12 protein-coding genes are annotated in these 13,401 nt (G+C 65.9%); 6 read left to right on the forward strand and 6 right to left on the reverse strand.

The window, feature by feature from the left end; genetic code table 11:
* Nucleotides 1-184: 184 nt before the first annotated feature.
* Entirely contained in the window at nucleotides 185-691 is a 507-nt protein-coding gene (locus CIW53_RS00890) for a DUF1993 domain-containing protein (RefSeq protein WP_149362819.1), read from the reverse strand.
* Complete coding sequence (locus tag CIW53_RS00895; RefSeq protein WP_149362820.1) at nucleotides 688-1,998, reverse strand: TCR/Tet family MFS transporter; 1,311 nt, start codon at nucleotides 1,996-1,998, stop codon at nucleotides 688-690. Before CIW53_RS00895 ends, CIW53_RS00890 begins: the two co-directional genes overlap by 4 nt.
* A 157-nt stretch (nucleotides 1,999-2,155) precedes the next feature.
* Between CIW53_RS00895 and CIW53_RS00900 the strand changes: the two genes are divergently transcribed.
* The gene (locus tag CIW53_RS00900; RefSeq protein WP_149362821.1) at nucleotides 2,156-3,868 is read left to right on the forward strand and encodes a Zn-dependent hydrolase; all 1,713 of its coding nucleotides are present in this window, start codon (nucleotides 2,156-2,158) and stop codon (nucleotides 3,866-3,868) included.
* A gap of 23 nt (nucleotides 3,869-3,891) precedes the next feature.
* Here CIW53_RS00900 and CIW53_RS00905 read toward each other — a convergent pair whose 3' ends face one another.
* Nucleotides 3,892-4,740, reverse strand: coding sequence for an alpha/beta hydrolase (locus CIW53_RS00905; RefSeq protein ID WP_149362822.1), 849 nt, complete (start codon nucleotides 4,738-4,740; stop codon nucleotides 3,892-3,894).
* Nucleotides 4,737-5,792, reverse strand: coding sequence for a ferrochelatase (gene hemH, locus CIW53_RS00910; protein WP_149362823.1), 1,056 nt, complete (start codon nucleotides 5,790-5,792; stop codon nucleotides 4,737-4,739). The genes CIW53_RS00905 and hemH overlap by 4 nt, the downstream gene beginning before the upstream one ends.
* Nucleotides 5,793-5,900: 108 nt before the next feature.
* Between hemH and CIW53_RS00915 the strand changes: the two genes are divergently transcribed.
* From CIW53_RS00915 to tatC, 4 genes are all read left to right on the forward strand, one after another.
* Nucleotides 5,901-6,590 carry a lipid-binding SYLF domain-containing protein gene (locus CIW53_RS00915; RefSeq protein WP_149362824.1) on the forward strand — a complete coding sequence of 230 codons (690 nt, stop codon included), beginning with the start codon at nucleotides 5,901-5,903 and terminating at the stop codon, nucleotides 6,588-6,590.
* Between the two features lie 61 nt (nucleotides 6,591-6,651).
* A complete protein-coding gene (gene tatA / locus CIW53_RS00920; protein ID WP_149362825.1) occupies nucleotides 6,652-6,912 on the forward strand; it encodes a Sec-independent protein translocase subunit TatA in 261 nt (86 codons plus the stop codon).
* Nucleotides 6,913-6,936: 24 nt separating this feature from the next.
* Complete coding sequence (tatB, locus tag CIW53_RS00925) at nucleotides 6,937-7,365, forward strand: Sec-independent protein translocase protein TatB (RefSeq protein ID WP_149362826.1); 429 nt, start codon at nucleotides 6,937-6,939, stop codon at nucleotides 7,363-7,365.
* Complete coding sequence (tatC, locus tag CIW53_RS00930; protein WP_149362827.1) at nucleotides 7,352-8,134, forward strand: twin-arginine translocase subunit TatC; 783 nt, start codon at nucleotides 7,352-7,354, stop codon at nucleotides 8,132-8,134. The genes tatB and tatC overlap by 14 nt, the downstream gene beginning before the upstream one ends.
* Before the next feature lie 7 nt (nucleotides 8,135-8,141).
* Here tatC and CIW53_RS00935 read toward each other — a convergent pair whose 3' ends face one another.
* Together CIW53_RS00935 and CIW53_RS00940 are read right to left on the reverse strand one after the other, a co-directional pair.
* Nucleotides 8,142-10,316, reverse strand: a complete 2,175-nt coding sequence (locus CIW53_RS00935; RefSeq protein WP_149362828.1) for a primosomal protein N' — start codon at nucleotides 10,314-10,316, stop codon at nucleotides 8,142-8,144.
* A gap of 375 nt (nucleotides 10,317-10,691) precedes the next feature.
* The gene (locus CIW53_RS00940; RefSeq protein WP_149362829.1) at nucleotides 10,692-11,897 is read right to left on the reverse strand and encodes a DUF3667 domain-containing protein; all 1,206 of its coding nucleotides are present in this window, start codon (nucleotides 11,895-11,897) and stop codon (nucleotides 10,692-10,694) included.
* Nucleotides 11,898-12,003: 106 nt separating this feature from the next.
* Between CIW53_RS00940 and CIW53_RS00945 the strand changes: the two genes are divergently transcribed.
* Nucleotides 12,004-13,398, forward strand: coding sequence for an MATE family efflux transporter (locus tag CIW53_RS00945; RefSeq protein WP_149362830.1), 1,395 nt, complete (start codon nucleotides 12,004-12,006; stop codon nucleotides 13,396-13,398).
* Nucleotides 13,399-13,401 lie beyond the last annotated feature (3 nt).

The raw sequence follows: 13,401 nt of genomic DNA on the forward strand, positions 1-13,401 counted from the left end.
TCGAAAGGTTGGGGAACCGTGGGGTCGAGTGTGATCTAGCAGGGTGCGGGCCAATAAAATCAGGCAAAAGTGTTGTGCGTCACAGTTTTTGGAATGCATGGGCGCGGGCTTTGCGCCGCAGTGCCCATCTTGGGGATCGGAACCCTGGCGGCGGCCGACATCGCCGCCGCCAGTGCGGCACGACTCAGGCGGCGCCGATGAAATCGGTCTTGCCGATCGTGGTGCCCGCCTCGCGCAGGATGTTGTATGCGGTGGTGCAGTGGAAGAACAGGTTCGGGATGAGGAAGTGCAGCAGGTAGCTCTGGCCGTCGAACGTCATTTCGCCGCTGCGCATCTTGAGCACGATCGTGCGGGTCTCGCTGCCGTCGATCTGTTCGGGCGTGAAGCCCTTGATGTACTCGACCGAGCGTTCGATGCGGCTGTAGGCCTGCTCCAGCGTGATCTCGTTGTCCTCGAACGTCGCCGGCTCCACGCCCGCGAGGCGGGCGGTGCCGCGGGTGGCCATGTCGCAGGCGATCTGGATCTGCTTGACCAGCGGCAGCATGTCGGTGATCAACCGCGTCTGCAGCAGGACTTCGTCGGTGACGTTCTTCGACTTGGCGTGTTCCTCGCCCTTCTTCAGCACGTGCGCGAGATTGCCGAGCGCGCGAACGAAGACGGGTACGGCGGCCTGATACATGGACAGTGTCATGGAGATTGCTCCGGTGGGGCGTGAGGAATCGGTTCGGGGGAAAACTCGCTGGATGCCAATGGCGCCTCGACGGCCGTATGGCGCATGACGCGCACGGCAATCAGCGCGGCGGCGAACAGCAGCAGCGCGGCCAGCACGAACGCGGCGCCGGGCAGATGCCGCACCGGTGCGTGATCGCTGATGAACAAGGCGAAAATGTTGGCGAACAACGCCGGCCCGAAGATGCCGGCGAGACTGGCCAGGCTGGTCAGCGCGCCCTGCAGGCGACCCTGCTCATGCGGATCGACCTGGTGCGTCATCATCGCCTGCGCCGGCGGTCCGGCCAGGCCGCCGAGACTGAGGAACGGGATGCCCAGCAGGAACAGCCAGCCGATCGAGGCGAAGCCGAAGAACACGTAACCGACGATGCACAGCGCGAGCCCGGCCAGGATCATCCGTCGCTCGCCCAGCTTCGGCATCAGCCGGCGCACCAGCACCGCCTGCACCAGCCCGCTGCACAGGCCGACCAGACCCAGCGTCAGGCCGACGGCCTGCGGCCCCCAGCCGTAGCGGTAGTCGGTGTACAGCACGTAGGTGGAATTGAGCGAGAACTGGGCCAGGTTGATCAGGAAAAACACGGCGGCCAGCCCGAACACCTGGGGATAGCGGCGCAGCAAGACCACCGCGCCGAACGGATTGGCGTGGCGCCAGTCGAAGCGCGCGCTGCGTCGTTCTTTCGGCAGCGATTCGGGCAACACGAACCAGCCATAGCAGAAATTGACCAGCGACAGCCCGGCCGCGATCCAGAACGGCAGGCGGATATGCAGGTCGCCCAGAAAGCCGCCCAGCGCCGGGCCGACGATGAAGCCGATGCCGAAGGCGGCGCCCAGCGTGCCGAACGCCGCGGCACGCTTCTCCTTCGGCACGATGTCGGCGATATACGCGTTGGCTGTGGAGAAACTCGCCGCGCAGATGCCCGACACGGCACGGCCGATGAACAGCAGCCACAGCACCGGCGCCAGCGCCATCACGATGAAGTCGATGCCCAGGCCGAGACTCGATATCAGGATCACCGTGCGCCGCCCGAAGCGGTCCGACAGCGCGCCCTGCACCGGCGAGAACACGAACTGCATCAGCATGAACAAGGCGCCGAACGTGCCCGACCAGACGGCTGCCTTGGAAATGCTGCCGCCGATCAATTCCACGATCAGATGGGGCAGCACCGGAATGATGATGCCGAACGCGAGCATGTCGAGCATCACGGTGACGAAGATGAAGACGAGCGCGGCGCGGCGTGCCGGCGGAACGGATGGCGGTGGCTGATTCATGGATGTGACGCGGCGTAGGGAGTTGCACGATAGCGGAACGGCGCCGGCGAGGCATCCGTCCCGTGCGGCGGATATGGATGGCCAAGGCCCGCGTCAGGGCGGCTCGGCTCGCACCGAGGCGCGATACCATGGGGCATCCCCTCGTCAAGGAATTGCCATGGTTCGACATCTGCTTCCCGTGTGCCTGCTGCTGGCCCTGGCCGGCTGCTCTTCGAGCCATGATCCGGCGTCGATCGCGCCCGAATCGAAAGAGGAGTTGGCGCCGGCGCCGGGCAATGTCGCCCCCGTCGCGGCCAGCAGTGCCACCAACGCCGTCGTGCAGCAGCACCTGGCCGACTACGCCACGGTGAAACTCACTGCCGACCTGTCGAAATTCAATGCGAAGCAGAAGCAGATGGTCGCGCTGCTGGTCGAGGCGGCCGACAGCATGAATGCGCTTTACTGGCAGCAGGCGTGGGGCGACAAGGATGCCTTGCTGCAGAAAATCAGCGACCCGGCCACGCGGCAGTTCGCCGAAATCAATTACGGCCCGTGGGATCGTCTCGACAACGACCAGCCATTCGTCGACGGCATCGGCGCGCGCCCACCGGGCGCGCAGTTCTACCCGGCCGACATGAGCAAGGCCGAGTTCGAGCAGTCCACGCTGAAGGACAAGACCTCGCTGTACACGCTGTTGCGTCGGGACGCCCAGGGCAAATTGGTCACCGTGCCGTATCACGAGGCGTACAAGGCGCAACTGGAGAAAGCCGCCGGCCTGCTGCGTGACGCAGCGAAGCTGGCGCAGGACGCCGGTTTCAGGAAATACCTCACGATGCGCGCCGATGCCTTGCTCAGCGACGACTACCAGGCCAGCGACTTCGCCTGGATGGCGATGAAGAAGAACCCGGTCGACATCGTGATCGGCCCGATCGAAACCTACGAGGACCAGTTGTACGGCTACAAGGCCAGCTACGAATCCTATGTCCTGATCAAGGACCAGGCTTGGAGTGCCAAGCTGGCCCGCTTCGCGAAATACCTGCCCGAACTGCAGCGCGGCCTGCCGGTGGCCGACAAGTACAAGGCGGAGAAGCCCGGTTCCGACGCTGATCTCAACGCCTACTTCGCGATCTACTACGGCGGCGATGCCAACGTCGGCGCCAAGACCATTGCGATCAATCTGCCCAACGACGAGCAGGTGCAGCTGAAGAAAGGCACGCGCCGGCTTCAGCTGGAAAACGTGATGCAGGCGAAGTTCGACAAGATCATGCTGCCGATCGCGAAGGAGCTGATCGCCGAGGACCAACAGCGCAACCTCACCTTCGACGCGTTCTTCCAGAACACCATGTTCCACGAAGTGGCGCATGGCCTCGGCATCAAGGAAACCCTCGACGGCAAAGGTACGGTGCGCAAGGCGCTGAAGGACCAGGCCTCCAGCTTCGAGGAAGGCAAGGCCGACATCCTCGGCCTGTACATGGTCAGCAAGCTGGCGGAGAAGGGCGAGCTGGACAAGTCGAAGCTGATGGACAACTACGTCACCTTCCTCGCCGGCATCCTGCGCTCGGTGCGCTTCGGCGCCAGCGACGCGCATGCCAAGGCGAACATGGTGCGCTTCAACTTCTTCAAGCAGCAGGGGGCGTTCAGCCGCGACGGGAAAACTGGCCGCTACCGCGTCGACTTCGACAAGATGACCGCGGCGATGAATGCGCTGTCGGCCAAGCTGCTGACCATCCAGGGCGACGGCGACTACGCTGCGGCGAAACAGCTCACCGACCAGATGGGTGCCGTCGACGCCCAGCTCGCCGGCGACCTGAAGCGGCTCGACCAGGCGCATATCCCGGTCGACATCCGTTTCGAGCAGGGTCTCGATGTGCTGGGGCTGAAGAAGCCCTGACGAGTACCTGCAGGAGCGAGCTCCTACGACGTCGAGGCGATGATCCAGTCTGCGACGGCTTGCGGGTGTTCAAGGTGCAGGTGGTGGTGGCCGGCCATGTGGCTGACCGTGATGTTCGCCACGCAATCGGCGCGCGCCTGCATCGGCGCGCTCGGCAAGTACGGCGTGGCGGGTTGCGCCAGCAGCAGCGCGGTGGGCGCGCTGATGCCGCCCAGCAGTGCATGCACCTGCGACTCGGCCAGGCGCACGGCGCTGGGGCGGGTCAGCCGAGGGTCGCTGCGCCAGCGCCAGCCACCTTTGGTTTCGATCAAGCCGCGTTCGACGATCGGTCGCGCCTGTGCGGCAGGCAGTCCGCTGGCGAGGCTGCGCGCACTGATCGCCTGTTCGACGTCGCGGAACAGCCGCAGCGGCTTGCCGTTGTCGCTGCGTGGGGCCAGCGCGTCCCGGAAGCGCTGCAATGTGTGCGTGCCATCGTCGCCGAGCGGGCCGAGGCCTTCGATCAGCAGCAGGTGTTCGATGCGTCCGGGCGCGGCGGCAGCGACCAGCGCGGCGATGCCGGCACCCAGGGAATGGCCGAGCAGGCTGCAACGACTCAATTGCAGCGAGTCGACGGCGGCGAGCGCGGCCTGTACGTAGTCGAGGTAGTGGTAGCTGGCGCCCGCGGGCAGGTGATTGGAATGGCCATGGCCGGGCAAGTCCAGCGCGATGACGTGGAATCGCGTGGCCAGCAGCGGCGCCAGTCGCGCAAAGCTGCCGGCGTTGTCGAGCCAGCCGTGCAAGGCCAGCAGCGGCGGCAGTGCTTCGTCGCCCCATGCCTGTGCGGCCAGGCCCGAGTGCGGCAGCGCCATGCGGCGCTCGGTCGGTGCGGTCACGCGGCGGATTCCGGCCAGCCCCGGACATGCTTCAACACCAGCGCGGCCAAGCTGTCGACCTGTTCGGCGCTGTCGTTGAGCGCGGGAATGTAGCGCAGCATGTCGCCACCGGCGGCGATGAAGAAGTCGCGGTTCTGCATCGCGATTTCCTCCAGCGTCTCCAGGCAATCGACCGCGAAACCGGGGCAGGCGACATCCAGTTTCTTCACGCCGTCGGCGGCGAGCTGGCGCACCGTCGCGTCGGTGTAGGGATGCAGCCAGCGTTCGCGACCCACGCGTGACTGGAAGCTGACGATGAGTTCGTCTTCGCCGAGCTGCAGCCGTTCGCGCAATCGCCGGGCGGTGTCCATGCAATGGTCGAGATACGGATCGCCCAGTTGCACGTAGCGCTCGGGAATGCCGTGGAACGACAGCAGCAGCTTGTCGCCGCGGCCGTTCGATGCCCACCACTTCTCGATGCTTGTCGCCAGTGCGTCGATGTGGCCGGGGTCGTCGTGGTAGTCGTTGATGATGCGCAGTTCAGGCGGCCAGCGCAGCGTCTTCAGCGTGTCCGCCACGGCGTCGATCACCGAGCCGCTGGAGGTCGCCGAATATTGCGGATACAACGGCAGCACCAGCAACCGCCGCACGCCCTCGCGCTGCAGCCGGTCGATCGCATGCGCGACCGATGGCTCGCCGTAACGCATCGCCAGCGCCACGCGCAGCTTGCCTGGTTGCTGCCGGTCCAGCTCGGCCTGCAAACCGGCGGCCAGCGCCTCGCTGCCGAAACGCAGCGGAGAGCCCTGATCGGTCCAGATTTTCGCGTAGGCATGTGCCGAACGTTTCGGCCGGACACGCAGGATCACGCCGTGCAGGATCAGCCACCACAACCAGCGCGGGTAGTCGATCACCCGGGAATCAGCGAGAAATTCGCCAAGATAGCGGCGCAGCGCCTTGGCCGTCGGCGCCGTCGGCGTGCCCAGGTTCACGAGCAGCACGGCTGCCTGAACGGGCTGAACGGACGGTGCGTCTGAATAGTCGGCAACGCCGGTATAGTGGTTGCTGCGTGGCATCGTGACAGCCGTGGTCATACAAGCCGTGGAGTCTGCCACAAGCGCGAGGCGCCGCGCTTTGCTTCGATCTTCCCGAACCCGACATCCCCCACCCAAGTGGAGCTGCCCATGTTGAAGACCCCACTGCATCGACTGCTGCTGATCGGCATGGCCCTGCTGCTGCCGGCGATGGCCGCGCAGGCCGAGGATCCGCCGCTGGTGCGCGCGACCAATGCGGTGCGTGTGCTCAGCGACATCATGCAGGCACCGGACAAGGCGATTCCGCAGGATCTGCTGCGCGATGCCAAGGCGATCGCGGTGATTCCCGACATGATCAAGGCCGGCTTCATCTTCGGTGGCCGCCGCGGCGAAGGCCTGATCTCGATCAAGAGTCCGGACGGCACCTGGTCCAACCCGAGCTTCATCACCATGACCGGCGGCAGCGTGGGTTTCCAGGCCGGGGTGTCGTCCACCGACGTGATTCTGGTATTTCGTACCCAGCGCGGCGTGGACTCGATCGTGAGCGGCAAGTTCACGCTCGGCGCCGATGCGTCTGCCGCGGCCGGTCCGGTCGGACGCACTGCCACGGCCGCCACCGATGGCCAGTTGAAGGCCGAGATCTATTCCTACTCGCGCACCCGCGGCCTGTTTGCCGGGGTCGCGCTGGATGGCTCGGCGCTGCGCATCGACTACGATGCGAATGCGGCGGTGTATGGCGCGGGCATCACGCCACGGCGGATTTTCGAGGGCGGCGTCAGCCATGTGCCGGCGCCGGTGGTTGATTTCCGCGATCGGCTTGAGGAGTACACTGCACGTTGATCGTGCGAGTACTTTCGGACCGCGCGCAAAGTCGTTCAGCCAGGTGGATTCAGAGGTCGATATGGGTTTTGACAGTGTGTGGCATTGGCTCATCCTGCTGGCGATCGTGCTGCTGGTTTTCGGCACCAAGAAGATCCGCAACCTCGGGCCGGACCTGGGCGCTGCCATTCGCGACTTCAAGAAGGGCCTCAGCGGCGACGACGAGGCCAAGCAGAAGGACGAGGAGGCCCGACGCAAGGAGGCCGAGCAGCTGCGTGCCGATCCGCCGCCGGCCGACAGCACTACCAAGCAGGGTCAGCGCGACTCCAGCGAAACCAAGTAGGCACGCGGCGGGCGGAGCGGGGCGATGATCGAGATCAGTCTCGGCAAAATGGTGCTGCTCGCCCTGATCGCGTTGATCGTGCTCGGCCCCGAGAAGCTGCCCGCCGCCGCGCGCACCGCCGGCGCCCTGATGCGGCGCGTGCGCAGTGGCTGGGACAATGTGCGTGCCGAGGTCGAGCGCGAACTGGAGATCGAGGAGATCAGGCGCACCGCGCGCGACGCCGCGGCCCGTGCGGAAGCCGTGCAGAACGAGTTGAAGGATGGCCTGACGAAGGTACATGAGCCCTTGGGCCAGGTGGTTGCCGAGGTCAAGGCGCCGGTGGCCGCGGAGTCCGCCCAAGCCCTCGAATCGACTGAAGTCCCTGAAGAACCGGGCGCCAGCATGCAGGCGGAATTGCCCTTGGGCGAGCCGCCCGAAAAACCTGCAGGAGGCTCCCCGCATGAGCATAACTGAGCCCGGTGGGCCGGAACCCGAAGTGGACGCGGACAATCTGCAGCAAGGTCTGTTTTCGCATCTGCTGGAGTTGCGCGCACGCCTGCTCAAGTCGGTGGCGGCCGTGGTGCTGGTGCTGGTGGCGCTGGTGCCGTTTGCAAACCGTCTCTATGCCGAACTGGCCGCGCCGCTGGTGGCGCGGTTGCCGCAGGGTGCGCACCTGATCGCGACCGAGGTCACGAGCCCGTTCATCACGCCGCTGAAACTGGCCTTTTATACGGCTCTTTTCATCTGCATGCCGGTGATCCTGTATCAGCTGTGGGCATTCGTCAGCCCGGGCCTGTACAAGCACGAGAAGCGACTGGCACGGCCGCTGCTGATCGCGGCGATGGCGCTGTTCTACGTCGGCTGTGCGTTCGCGTATTTCCTGGTGCTGCCGGCGGCATTCCGCTTCCTCACCGCGGTGACGCCCGAGGGCGTGGAGATGATGACCGACATCACCCACTATCTCGATTTCGTGATGCTGATGTTCTTTGCGTTCGGCCTGTGCTTCGAGGTGCCGGTGGCGGTGGTGGTGCTGGCCGCAGTCGGTGTGGTCGATCTGGACAAGCTGCGCAGCGCGCGTCGCTACGCCATCGTCGGCGCATTTGCGATCGCCGCGCTGATCACGCCGCCGGACATCACCTCGATGATGATGCTGGGCATTCCTATGTGCCTGCTGTACGAGCTGGGGATAATGGCGGTGCGCTGGCTGGTGAAGCCGGGTTCGTTGCGGACCGACGTGCGCTGAACGTGGCTCAGTAAAGGTCGATCGGATCGACATCCAGCGACCAGCGCACCCTTCGTGCGGACGGCAGTGCGGCCAGGGCCGACTGCCAGGTGCGCAGCATTCCGTGCAGCGAGCGGCGGTTGGCCGCCTCCAGCAGAAGTTGGCCGCGATGGCGGCCTGCCCGCAGCGGCATGGGCGCGGGCATCGGTCCGGCGATCTGCAGTTGATCGCCAGGCGGCAACGCCGCATGCGCGGCGGCGAGAAAGGCATCGACGTGTTCGCGCTGCGGCGCATCGGCGCGCAACAGGACCTGATGACTGTACGGAGGCAACTGGATCAGCTGACGCTCGGCCAGCAACTCGCGCGCCGCGGCGGCATAGCCATGCGCCAGCAGGCTGCGCAGCAGCGGGTGTTCCGGCTGGTGGGTCTGCAGCACCACGCGACCGGGTTTGCTTGAGCGCCCGGCGCGACCGGCCACCTGCACCACCAGTTGCGCCAGCCGTTCACCGGCGCGGAAATCCACGCTGTGCAAACCTTCGTCCACGCCGACGATCGCCACCAGGGTGAGGTTGGGCAGGTCGTGGCCCTTGGCCAGCATCTGGGTGCCGACCAGGATCGCCGGCTGGTCGTCCTTGAGCGTGTCGAGCAACTGTTCGAACGCGTCGCGGCGGCGGGTGGTTTCGCGGTCCACGCGCAGCACCGGGACCTGGGGGAATTGTGCAAGCAGTGCTTCTTCCAGCCGCTCTGTGCCCTGGCCCTGCGGCTTGAGATCGGTTCCGCCGCAACCGGGGCACGCCGCAGGGAGGCGCTGGCGATAGTCGCAGTGGTGGCAGATCAACTGGCGCCGGCCCGCGTGCAGGGTCAGCGGACGTTCGCAGCGCGGGCAGTCGGCATGCCAGCCGCAGCCGTGGCACAGCAGCACCGGCGCGTAGCCGCGGCGGTTGCGAAATACCAGCGCCTGCTCGCCGCGCGCCACCGTGTCCGCCACGGCGCCGAGCAACGCCGGCGACATGCCGTGCTCCAGCCGTTGCGCACGCATGTCGATGATCTGCACCTGCGGCGGGCGGATCGCGCCCGGGCGTGCGCGCAGATGCAGCGTGCGATAGCGGCCGGCTTCGGCATTCGCCAACGATTCCAGCGATGGCGTGCCGGAGCCCAGCAGCACCGGCACGCCCAACGCGCGGGCACGCACCAGGGCAAGGTCGCGGGCGTGGTAGCGGAAGCCTTCCTGCTGCTTGTAGGCCCCGTCATGTTCCTCGTCGACGATGATCAGGCCGGCCTGGGGCAGCGGTGTGAACACCGCCGAACGGGTACCCAGGATCACCCGCGCGCTACCGGCACGCGCGCGCAGCCACGCACGTGCGCGGTCGCCCTCGGACAGGCTGGAGTGCAGTACCTCGACGATCACCCCGAGCCGCTCGCGCAGGCGCTTCACGGTTTGCGGCGCGAGACCGATTTCCGGCACCAGCAGCAAGGCCTGTTTACCCTGAGCCAGCACCTGTTCGATCAGCGCCAGATAGACCTCGGTCTTGCCGCTCCCGGTGACGCCATCGAGCAGGAACGGCTGGTATCGGCCGAGACTGGCACCCACCGTGGCGACCGCCTGTTGCTGCTCGTCACTCAGCTGCGGCGCCAGCGATGAGGGAAGTGGACGATCCGGCGGTGGCCGTTCGCTGCGTTCGAGCAGGCCGGCCGTGGCAAGTCGACGCGCTGCGCCGCGCCAGCCCGGCTGACGCTCGGTCAGCTCCTGCGCGCTCAACGCACCGTCCGCTAGCAGGGCCAGCAAGGCCCCACTGCCGCCGCGGCGGCTGCCGGCATCGCGCGCGCTGTGACCGGCGCGAGTAAGCGACCAATATTCATCGCCAATGGCCGGCAGCGCCCTGGCCTCGCGCAGCGCCAACGGCAAGGCGTTGGCATAGGCCTCGCCGGGTGCGCCAAGCCAGTAGTCGGCTGCCCAGGCAAGCGACTGCATCAGTTCCCCGTCCAGCAGCGCCGTATCGTCGAGCAATTGAAGGGCCTGTTTCAGCCGGGCGCCACCGACCGCGGTTTCGGCCTCGACCGTCACCACCACACCGACCTGCTTGCTGCGGCCAAACGGCACGAGCACCCTGCAGCCCGGGCGCGCCTCGCCCACCGCGGGCGGCAGGTAGTCGAACAGGGTCAGCAAGGGGACCGGAAGGGCGACGCGTAGAACGACAGGCATGGTTACCTCGCGGCGGGCCAGTGTAACTGCGTCCGACGACGGCGAAGTCCGGGCAGGGACAGGGTTGCGCCTGTCTGCTGCCTGACTATCTGAGGAGTTGAGGGTAAGTGGCTATCTCCGCGGGCTTTTTGCGCTTATCCACAAGAGCTGTGGATAAGTCTGTGGATGCAGCGGGGAAAGGGCGCCCCAAGGCGCGCCGTGGCGCCTTTCACTACGGTCTGACGAGGTTTTGGTCACGCAAGAAAAGTCTTTTGATTCAATAGTCTGTAAATGTCGTTCGGCCGCGGGTCATGTAATTGACAAGTGCGCACCGATTGCCTTGACAGGTTCATGACGCTGTGCAAAACCCGCCACGGCGTGGGTTGTGAAGTGGCATCAGTGAGCCATGCCAAGCCCTGCTGCAATGGTCAGCGCAATGGCCAACAGCCAGAAATAGCACCATCCGATGCACCAGAATTTCAGCAGGGTCATCGGCCAGCCCTGCCGGTAGATCCGCTTTTGCATGATCAGCAGACACGTCGGAACCCACAGGATCAACAGCGCCTCTACCCAGCCCAGCGTGTAGCCGGCCCAGGCGGCGTACGGACGCAGCCAGGTCGACAGCATGCTGGTGAGGAGGATCAGCAGCAGACCGAGGAACATGAATGCGTGGCTGTGCAGCGCCACGATCAGGTGCTCCATGTACAGCCGCCGCCGGAACACGTAGAACAGCTTGAGCAGGCCAGCGAACACCGGGATCAGCACGAACATGGTGGCCGGCAGCGTGCCGAACACGCCGTTGATCATCCGCTGCTTCGCTTCGGCGCGGGCGGACGGGTCTTCGCTGTGTTTTACGGTGTCCCAGTTTTCCTGCATCCGGTGGCCCATCTCGGTCAGGCGAGCATTGACCACATCCGGCAACCAGCTGATATGAACCGGGGTCGATTGCCGCCGGACGGCCTTCCTCACGACATCGTTTTTGGTCGCGTGCCTGGATTTTGCCGCTGGGGCATCGGGCAGCGGCGCGGCGATTGACGCGGCCGGCATCGGGGCCGCACCGAGTTCGACCAACCGCCTGCTGGCTTTCTTGCGCAGATCCCGCGCGGAGACGTCGATCTGCTCCAACAGATTGGCTGGCAGTACCCCGGATTCGCGCGCGTCTTGCAGGTTGTCCAACTGGTCTTGCAAGGCCTCGCGTACTTCCGCGGGGTTGTCGGCCTTCTCGATCGCCTTGCTGTCGACGTTCACCAGCGGGAAGCCGTGCGCGCCGACCTTGTTGCTGACCTGATCGATTGCCAGATGGGCGACGAAAAACGAAAGCAGGCACAGCACGAACATCAGCCGGAACGGCGCGATGTAGCGCACCCGCCGGCCGGCGAAATACTCCAGGGTCAGGAAGCCCGGCTTCAGCAACAGCGGCGGCAGCGTATGCACGATTCGGCCGTCGATGTGCAGCACCGTCTCGACGGTTTCCTCGACCATGTGGTGCATCGGCTTCAGCACGCTGTGGATCGATTGTCCGCATTCGTGGCAGAACTCGCCCTGCATCGGCGCGCCGCAATTGGCGCAGTGCAATCCTTCGTGGCTGGTCAAGTGCTTCATCGCGGTTCCCGTCCGTTGCAGCGGGCGATCTTCGCACAGGGTGACGATCGGGCGGGCGTGACCTATGGCTCAGGTAGAATGTCCGGCCCTGGAGTCTGCTGTGCCCATGAAACCTTTCCGCCCAGAACGTGCGCACCTGTTGCACGAGGTGCGCGCCACCGTGCGTCTCGCGTTGCCGCTGATCGCGGCACAACTGGCGGCGGTCGGCAGCAACGTGATCGATGCGGTGCTGGCCGGGCACGTCGGCGCGCACGTGCTGGGCGCGGTGGCCGTGGGCGCCAGCATCTGGTCGCTGGCGATCGTCAGCGGCATCGGCATGATGATGGCGGTGCCGCCTTCGGTGGCACAGCTCGACGGCGCCGGTCGCAGGCACGAGGTCGGTGCGGTCTTTCGCCAGGCGTTGTGGCTGGCACTCGGCATGGGCGTCGTGTTGTGGTTCGCGGTACGCCACGCCGAGCCGTTGATCGAGTTGATCGGCGTGACGGCCAGCCTGCGTCACGACGTGCAACGTTTCCTGCTGGCGATCAGTTGGGGAGCACCGGCGCTGACTTGCTACTTCGCATTGCGCGGTTTGTCCGAAGGCCTGTCGCTGACTCGGCCGTCGATGTATTTCAGCCTGGGCGGGCTGGTGCTGCTGGTGCCGCTGGGCTACGTGCTGATGTTCGGCAAGCTGGGCATTCCGCCGCAGGGTGCGCATGGTTGCGGTGTGGCCACCGCGATCGTGCTGTGGATCGAAATGCTGGCGTTCGGCACGTATGTGATCTTTCGACGCAACTATCGCGGGTTTGGCCTGTTCGATCATTTCGAATGGCCCGACCCGCGGCGGATCGGCGAACTGGTGCACATCGGCCTGCCGATGGCGGTGACCCTGCTGGCCGAGGCCGGGCTGTTCGTGGCCACCGCGCTGATCATCGCCACCCTGGGCGAGGACGTGATCGCCAGCCATCAGGTGGCGATCAACATCGCCTCGCTGTTCTTCATGATCCCGCTCGGCCTGGCGATGGCGATCACCGTGCGGGTGGGCAATGCGGTGGGCCGTGGCGACGAGCGCGGCGTGCGCTACGCCGGCTTCTGCGGCATCGGCCTGACCCTGGCGACCCAGTTGCTGTCGGCCGGGCTGATGCTGGGCCTGCCGCATTTCATCGCGTCGCTGTACACGCACGATCCTAAGGTGATCGCGCTGGCCGCGCAGCTGATCGTACTGGCCGGGCTGTTCCAGTTTTCCGACGGCATCCAGGTCGCCGCCAACGGCGCGTTGCGGGGCCTCAAGGACACCCGCGTGCCGATGGCGATCACCCTGTTCGCCTACTGGATCATCGGCATGCCGGTGGGCTGGTGGCTGGCGTTCCACCACGGCATGGGCGCGCGTGGCATGTGGATGGGGTTGATCGCCGGCCTTTCGGTGGCGGCGGTGATGTTGTTCACCCGTTTCTGGCGCAGCGTGTTCAGGCAGCGCTGGCGTCATCCCGATGACCGCACCGGCCTGACCGGCTACGCTTGACCC

It is taken from the genome of Rhodanobacter sp. T12-5, assembly GCF_008329435.1.
Taxonomy (GTDB): Bacteria; Pseudomonadota; Gammaproteobacteria; order Xanthomonadales; family Rhodanobacteraceae; genus Rhodanobacter.